Origin of the sequence: Desulfovibrio sp., from assembly GCF_035644575.1 — a bacterium.
Lineage (GTDB): Bacteria > Desulfobacterota > Desulfovibrionia > Desulfovibrionales > Desulfovibrionaceae > Desulfovibrio.
In genome coordinates, this window is record NZ_DASQOG010000197.1 from 1 (window position 1) to 6,760 (window position 6,760).

General features: G+C 60.7%; 5 protein-coding genes and 1 pseudogene. 3 read left to right on the top strand and 3 right to left on the bottom strand.

Annotated features, from left to right (window positions below; genetic code table 11):
• Positions 1 to 287: 287 nt before the first annotated feature.
• On the bottom strand, positions 288 to 524 hold the full coding sequence (locus tag VEZ52_RS11040; protein WP_240824472.1) for a hypothetical protein: 237 nt from the start codon (positions 522 to 524) through the stop codon (positions 288 to 290).
• 357 nt (positions 525 to 881) lie between these two features.
• Between VEZ52_RS11040 and VEZ52_RS11045 the strand changes: the two genes are divergently transcribed.
• On the top strand, positions 882 to 1,085 hold the full coding sequence (locus tag VEZ52_RS11045; protein ID WP_324836857.1) for a dual CXXC motif small (seleno)protein: 204 nt from the start codon (positions 882 to 884) through the stop codon (positions 1,083 to 1,085).
• A gap of 39 nt (positions 1,086 to 1,124) precedes the next feature.
• Here VEZ52_RS11045 and VEZ52_RS11050 read toward each other — a convergent pair whose 3' ends face one another.
• Complete coding sequence (locus tag VEZ52_RS11050) at positions 1,125 to 2,567, bottom strand: aminoacetone oxidase family FAD-binding enzyme (protein ID WP_324836858.1); 1,443 nt, start codon at positions 2,565 to 2,567, stop codon at positions 1,125 to 1,127.
• A gap of 111 nt (positions 2,568 to 2,678) precedes the next feature.
• Here VEZ52_RS11050 and VEZ52_RS11055 point away from each other — a divergent pair, with 111 nt between their 5' ends.
• Positions 2,679 to 3,680, top strand: coding sequence for a YheT family hydrolase (locus VEZ52_RS11055; RefSeq protein WP_324836859.1), 1,002 nt, complete (start codon positions 2,679 to 2,681; stop codon positions 3,678 to 3,680).
• Between the two features lie 65 nt (positions 3,681 to 3,745).
• Here VEZ52_RS11055 and hrpB read toward each other — a convergent pair whose 3' ends face one another.
• Complete coding sequence (gene hrpB / locus VEZ52_RS11060) at positions 3,746 to 6,532, bottom strand: ATP-dependent helicase HrpB (RefSeq protein WP_324836860.1); 2,787 nt, start codon at positions 6,530 to 6,532, stop codon at positions 3,746 to 3,748.
• A 116-nt stretch (positions 6,533 to 6,648) separates the two neighbouring features.
• On the opposite strand from hrpB, the pseudogene VEZ52_RS11065 reads away from it, so the two are divergent.
• Positions 6,649 to 6,760 (top strand): annotated as a pseudogene (locus tag VEZ52_RS11065) (sigma-54-dependent Fis family transcriptional regulator); the annotation flags it as partial.

The following is a 6,760-nucleotide window of genomic DNA, read 5'->3' on the forward strand; positions in this document are numbered from 1 at the left end:
ACTTTCCGCTTGAAGCCTTACCCACGCAAAGTCTCTGGCAAAAAGAAATACTGCACCCTATGAATAAGGGCGAACAGTACTGTTAAGCAAAAAAATCGTCAAGTATTATCTGCATTGGCTTCAAAAATGATTGCCAAACGATAAAAACTGACTGAATTGCTCCGCATTAGGTGGTATTTTTACATTCCCGAGCGTGCATTATTCTGCTGTTAGTTGATTATGCACTCAATAACGCATTAATCTAAACTGTAAAAGGCCGGTTAAACCGGCCTTTTTGACAGCAAGAATTAGATTGCCTGCGTCTTTTTCTTTGTAGGAGCTTTCTTTGCCTTGGCGGGAGCCTTGGCAGAAACTTTTTTTGCTTTGGCGGGAGCCTTCGCCTTGCTGGCCTTGCTGGCTTTGGGTGCCTTGGTTCCACTTGCAACAGTTGCCGGAGCGGTGTTAGCGGCGTTGGCTTCAGTGCTGAAGAGGCAGGGAGCAGTCATCAGCGAAAGGGCCACGGCAGCCATAAGGAGCTTTTTCATGTTCGTATCCGTTTCTTCTGGTTATGCCACATCTACAACAATATGGCTGTACGTCTATGGCATGAGCGGACGGCGGACGCAATAACAAATTTGAGCCTAGGGAACCGGGCATTTGCGGGCATTTTTTATGGCCAGTCCATTATGACGGCATGGGGTTTGCTGCATCTGGCCCATGTTGACAAAAATATGGGGCAAATGCTCTAAGGATAAGCTACGCTGCGCCACCGAATTTGGCGGGCCACGGCGGCTTGCCCCAGTTTCATGACCAATGGCCCTGATGGGTGATGGAAGCAGCTTGCAGCGTCAGCCTCAGCCCGGCCAGCACTTCAAACAATACTTCTAACACAAAGAATCGCCATGGCTTTTTTTGCACCCCGTGATGTCAAGACTACTCTTGTATGCCCGACCTGCGGCGCGCCCCTGCATATCGCCCGCACCTGCCACGAAGTCTATATGTACTGCCCAGCTTGCAATGCCCAGTTTCCGCTTCAGGACTACATCCGTCAGGCGGACGAAGCCATGGAGCATTTTCTGGAAAACGTCTACTGCAACCGCATCTAGCGTTGCCACGCTGGGGGTATGCAGTGAGCTGCCTGCCGTTTAATCCTTGGCTGGCGCATCTGCCCTAGCGGTAGTGCTGCGGGCCAGTTCTCTGGCGGCTGCCATGCCGCTGGCCCAGGCCCAGTGCAGGTTGTAGCCGCCCAGCAGGCCTGTAACGTCCAGCAGTTCGCCCACCACAAACAGGTTTTTTTGCAGCAGGCTGCGCATGGTCTTGGGGTCTACTTCGTCGGTATTTACGCCGCCGGAGCAGGCCTCTGCCTTTTTGAGCCCCGCTGTAGCTTGCGGACTTACCGTGTGCCGCTGCACGGCTTCCACAATTGCCACGCGGGCCGCGCGCGGAAGTTCCGCCACCTTGCGCCTCGCGCTTTCCTCAGGCAGCAGGGCGTCCACAAGCCTTTGGGGCAGAAGCCTTGCCAGCAGCGCGCGTGGGGTCTGTTTGCCAGCCTGCGGCGCATTCATAAGCGCGGCAACATCCTGCTCCGGCAAAAAATTCAGCGTGATTGCAGCACCTTCGGTCCAATAGAGGGATGCTTTGAGGGCTGCTGGCCCGCTGAGCCCCTCATGGGTGAACAGCAGATCATCCTCCCAGTGGTGTTGCCCAAAGGTAACGCCCACAGGCAGGCTGATGCCCGTAAGGCCGAGCAGGGGCGAATCCGAATTAAGGCGCAGGGGCGTGAGCACAGCGCGTGGCACAACAATGCTGTGCCCCAGTTCTTCCGCCAGCCGATAGCCGGCACCGCTGCCACCAGCCTGCGGCCATGCCGGGCTGCCCAGCGCCAGCACCAGAGCCTTGCCGCGCCACGAGCCGCCCTCCGTCTGCACAGAAAAACCATCTGCCCGCGCCTCTACTGCTGATACTGTGGTGCCGCAGGCAATAACGCAGCCGTGCTTGCGGCAGTCGTCCGTCAGCGCCCTGACCAGCCGTTGCGCGGAAACAGTCAGAAAAAGCTGGCCGTGGGTGCGTTCCTCAAAGGGCAGGTTCCATTCCTGCACAAGGCGCAGCATGCGTTCCGGCGTAAAGCCCTTGAGGGCTGGGGCGCAAAATGCATTGCCCCTGCTTCCGTCGCACCGGTAGTCCTTGGGGCTGACTGTGCGGTTGGTAAAGTTTGCCTTGCCGCCGCCGCTCACGGCCAGTTTGCGCCCGGGCACAGACCCACGCTCCAGCAGTACAACACTCAAGCCTTTTGATGCCGCCTCGCGGGCGCACATAAGCCCCGCAGCGCCCGCGCCCAGAATCAGCACATCGGCTACATCCGGGCAGCGTGTTCCGCCGCCTTGCACTGGCTGTGTGTTCTTTCTTTTTGGTGGCGAGGGTTGCGTAGAATCCCTGGCCGTGGGGTTGGCTGGCAACGTATTTTCAGAAGGTGCCGCAGGCGCAGCGGGTGCAGCCTTGGGGTCGGGTGTTTGCTGGGTAAAGGCCTGACGTGCCGGATTTGACAGAATTTTGCGCGTGGCGCTATTTTGGGGAGCTTTGTTGTGCATGCGGCGAAGGTATACGAGGCTTTGGCGGCTGCCAAGCCCTTGTGTGCCGTCAAACCGCCATTGTCTGAATCTGCCAGCGCGGCTTCGCCGCTATCTTTTACCGGGATTGTCATGCCAGTTCTTGCTTCAACATACATTGCGCCGTGGTTTGTGCGCAACGGCCACGCCAACACCATGTGGCCCGTGCTCTTTCGTGAAAAGCCGCAAATGTCGTCTTCTGTGCGCCGGGTGCGCCTGGAAACGCCTGATGGCGACTTTCTTGATGTGGATCAGCATCCCTCGCTCGGAAAAGACAGGGTGGAGCTGCCTTTTGGGCAGGGCAGGGGCATGGCTGTTATTTCGCACGGGCTGGAGGGCAACAGCCGCCGCAAGTATGTACTGGGCATGACCAATGCCCTGCGGGCCGAAGGCTTTGACGTGCTGGCCTGGAACATGCGCTCCTGCTCGGGCGAGAGCAACCGCACAGCACGCCTGTATCATATGGGCGAGATTGAAGATTTGGAAACGGTGGTGCGCTTTGCCGAGCAGTTTGACCGCCCCTTGCTGTTGGCTGGTTTCAGCATGGGGGGCAACCAGATTTGCCGTTATCTGGGACGTGGGCCGGTTTCGCCGCAGGTGCGGGCGGCTGTGGTTGTGTCTGTGCCGTGCGATCTTTCCGCTGCGGCACCGGTCATGGACGGCCCTGCCTGCCGCATCTACATGAGCTATTTTTTGCGCACACTGCGTAAAAAAGTGCGCGAAAAGGCCGAGCGTTTTCCTTCCTATCCTTCAGTTGAAGGCGTGGAAAAAATCCATACTTTTGCGGAGTTTGACGAGCGTTTTACCGCACCCGCCTTTGGTTTTGCATCAGCCAAAGATTATTGGGAAAAGAATACGGTTTTGCCCGACCTGCCCTGCATAAGCGTACCTGCCCTGCTGCTCATGGCAGCGGACGACCCTTTTTGCGCGCCTTCGTGTTATCCGTGGCAGACGGCGGGGCAGAGCGCGCATCTGCATCTGGAGGTTGCCCCGCACGGCGGGCATGTGGGTTTTGTGCAACAGAAGCAGGAATACTACAGCGAGCAACGCGCGCGCGAATTCGTGCGGCAGTTAACGGGGCGCGGTGTTTTTTAGGCGCTTGGTAGCGCGACCGGGCGCACCAACAGAGGGCTTGTTGCGATGGAAGTTTTGCGGGCGCGTCAACTTTTTTGCCGCTCGGCCAGCCGTTTCTTGGTCAGAACCGTGGCCACGGCGTTAACCGGATCTTCCGGCCAGGGATGCTTGGGATAGCGGCCCCGCATTTCTGCGCGCACTGCGGGGTAGCCATTGCGCCAAAAGTGGGCCAGATCGCGCGTGACCTGCAAGGGGCGGCCTGCGGGCGAATTGAGGCGCAGCACCAGAGCCACGCGCCCATCAGCTATACGCGGCGTGTCCACACAGCCGAATAGTTCCTGCAACTTGGCGGCCAGCCAGGGGCCTCCGTCTTCACCATACACAATGGGGCGCATGGCCCCTGACGGCACCTGCCATTCCGTGGGGGCCTGGCGTTCAAGTATCCGGTGAAGGTTCCCCGGCAGCAGGCGGCGCAGGGCATCCAGCAATTGCTCCGGCCCGAGCGCCGCCTGCGAATTGGCGCGCCCCTGTTTGCCTTGCCCGGCTGACCTTTCGAGCGCCTGCTGCAAGGCTGGCGCGAGCCAGTCATTGAGAGTCGCCAGCAGGGCGGCATCGGAAACATCGGGCCATGCCTCGCCATCCAGCTCGCGCAGCAGGCTTACCCGCGCGCACCATTGTTTTGCGTCATCATCCCACGGCAGGCATTCCAGCCCCCTGTTCTGCACATGGGCGCACAGGGCCGCCGCGCACTGGTCGGGCAGGGGCCGGGGCAGTGGGGCATCTTCCAGAACCAGAGATCCCAGAACACGCTGCCGCCTGGCGCTGACCAGCCCGGCATCTGAAACCGTCAGCTTGTCTTCGTTGCAAATATCTATGCTGAAAAGCGCTGCAAGATCATCGAGCGAAAGGGCGGCGGCAAGGCGGATGCGCCCGCGTGGCGCTGCGCCGTCAACTTCTGCAATGGCCAGAAAGGGCAGCCGCGCCAAGGGATCATCGCTGGCTATCTGGGCGGCCCGTCCGCTGCGCAGGAGATAGGGCGTCATGGGGGCCACACCTCCTGTAAAATTTCCCTTGCCGCTGCTCTGCGGCTGACCGTCTGTCTGACGCATGGCGACCTGTTCCGGCCACGCCACAGCCAGTAGTTGCCCGAGGCTTGCGGCCTGAGCGAGAGCTGCGGAAAAAATGTTGCCCGTTTTGTTGGATTGTCCCTGCGCCGCAGGCCGGGAACCTTTCTCCTCATGCCGATCAATCTGACGCGTGAGCCGTTGCGCCAGACGGCGCACACGCTCACGGGCGGCATCCGCATTCTTGCCCGAAGCGTTATCGCGGCACAGCCAGTCGAGGCGGCGCAGCACATCGCATCCCGCGCCAGCTGCGGGCATGCCGCCCTTGCTTTTGCCAGCGGCAAAGGCCAGCGGGTCGCGTTCTTCCAGCAGAGCGGCGATACAGGCTGCCAATGCGGCAAGGGAATTGTCGCGTCCCCACAGCAGCAGGCGCGCCGTGCGCGGCGCAAGGGGCAATGCGGCCATGCTGCGGCCCAAAGCCGTTGGCCGCAACTGGGCATCCACCGCGTCCAATGCCAGAAGGCTCTGTTTGGCAACAGCCAGATGGGCCGGGGGCGGCGTGTCGAGCCATGCGAGCGAGCCCGGATCGGTCACGCCCCAGACCGCCAGTTGCAAGGCGAGCCCGGTGAGGTCGGCATCCAGAATTTCAGCGCGGATGTGCGGGCGCATGCCGTTTTCCTGCTCTTTTGCCCAAAGGCGGCAACAGATGCCAGGTTCAATGCGTCCGGCGCGTCCGGCCCGCTGGGTTGCACCAGCCAGCGACACGCGCTCTGTCACAAGGCGGGTGAGGCCGCTGGCCGGGTCAAAGCGCGTCAGGCGCGCAAGGCCGCTGTCCACCACAAGCCTCACGCCCTCAATGGTCAGCGATGTTTCGGCAATGGAGGTGGCAAGCACCACCTTGCGTTGCCCCTGTGGGGCGGGCGCAATGGCCGCGTCCTGCTCTCTGGCGCTAAGATTGCCATAGAGCGGGCACAGGGCCACATCAGCAGGCAAAGTGCCCTCAAGCAGGGCTGCAAGATGGCGGATTTCGCCAGCGCCGGGCAAAAAAGCGAGCAGACTGCCCTGTTCCGTACGCAGCAGGTGCAGGATTACATCAGCCATGTGCCGCCACAGCAGCGGCCCTGCCCCGGCAGCAGACAGAGGGCCGCCGCCCACAATCTGCCCTGCGCGAATTTTGGGCGGCAGGTGCCGCATCTGCACGGGAAAAGTCTTGCCGTCGCACACAACGGAAGGGCAACTTCCCATAAGGCCTGCCACTGCCTGCACATCCAGCGTGGCGGACATGACGATCAGCCGCAGGTCGGGGCGCAACGCAGCCTGACTCTCAAGGCAGAGGGCAAGCCCGGTATCGGCAGTGAGCGAGCGTTCATGAAATTCGTCAAAAATCACAGAGGCTATGCCCGGCAGCTCGGGATCATCCTGCAACATGCGCGTGAGCACGCCCTCGGTGACAACCTCCACGCAGGTGCGGCTGCTGACGCGGCTTTCGTCACGCATGCGGTAGCCCACCGTGCCGCCCGGTTCCTCACCCAGCAGGGCCGCCATGTAGCGTGCCAGCGTGCGGGCCGCCACGCGCCGTGGTTCAAGCAGCAGAATACGGCGGCCCTCAAGCCAGGGCTGCCCCATGAGCCAGAGGGGAACACGACTGCTCTTGCCCGCTCCCGGCAGGGCGCTGAGCACCAGATTGCGGCCCTGGGCCAGAGATTCCAGAACTTCTGCGCGCGAAGCGTCGAGTGGACACGGTGGCAGGGTCGGGCAGCGGGCAGGGGTACTTGAGGGGGCGGCAATGCGTATCGGCGAATCGGTCATGGCTAAATGCAGCATGGCTGAAGGTAAATGCGGTAAAATAGGCGCATTTTTACTGGTAATCCAGTGCGTGTCAGTGTATTGACACAGGAAAGGATATGCACGCGGAGAATGCACACATGGAGTTGAATACCAGCGGCATTATCGGCCAGAGCACCAGCCTCGCCGAAGTCTTCAAGGTTCTCGGCAAGGTTGCGCCCACGGACAGCACTGTGCTTGTAACTGGTGAAT

What these genes read in the sequence shown, in the direction of transcription:
- VEZ52_RS11040 (WP_240824472.1), bottom strand. Translation starts at nt 524, where the DNA reads ATGAAAAAGCTCCTTATGGCTGCCGTGGCCCTTTCGCTGATGACTGCT.
- VEZ52_RS11045 (WP_324836857.1), top strand. Translation starts at nt 882, where the DNA reads ATGGCTTTTTTTGCACCCCGTGATGTCAAGACTACTCTTGTATGCCCG.
- VEZ52_RS11050 (WP_324836858.1), bottom strand. Translation starts at nt 2,567, where the DNA reads ATGCACAACAAAGCTCCCCAAAATAGCGCCACGCGCAAAATTCTGTCA.
- VEZ52_RS11055 (WP_324836859.1), top strand. Translation starts at nt 2,679, where the DNA reads ATGCCAGTTCTTGCTTCAACATACATTGCGCCGTGGTTTGTGCGCAAC.
- hrpB (WP_324836860.1), bottom strand. Translation starts at nt 6,532, where the DNA reads ATGACCGATTCGCCGATACGCATTGCCGCCCCCTCAAGTACCCCTGCC.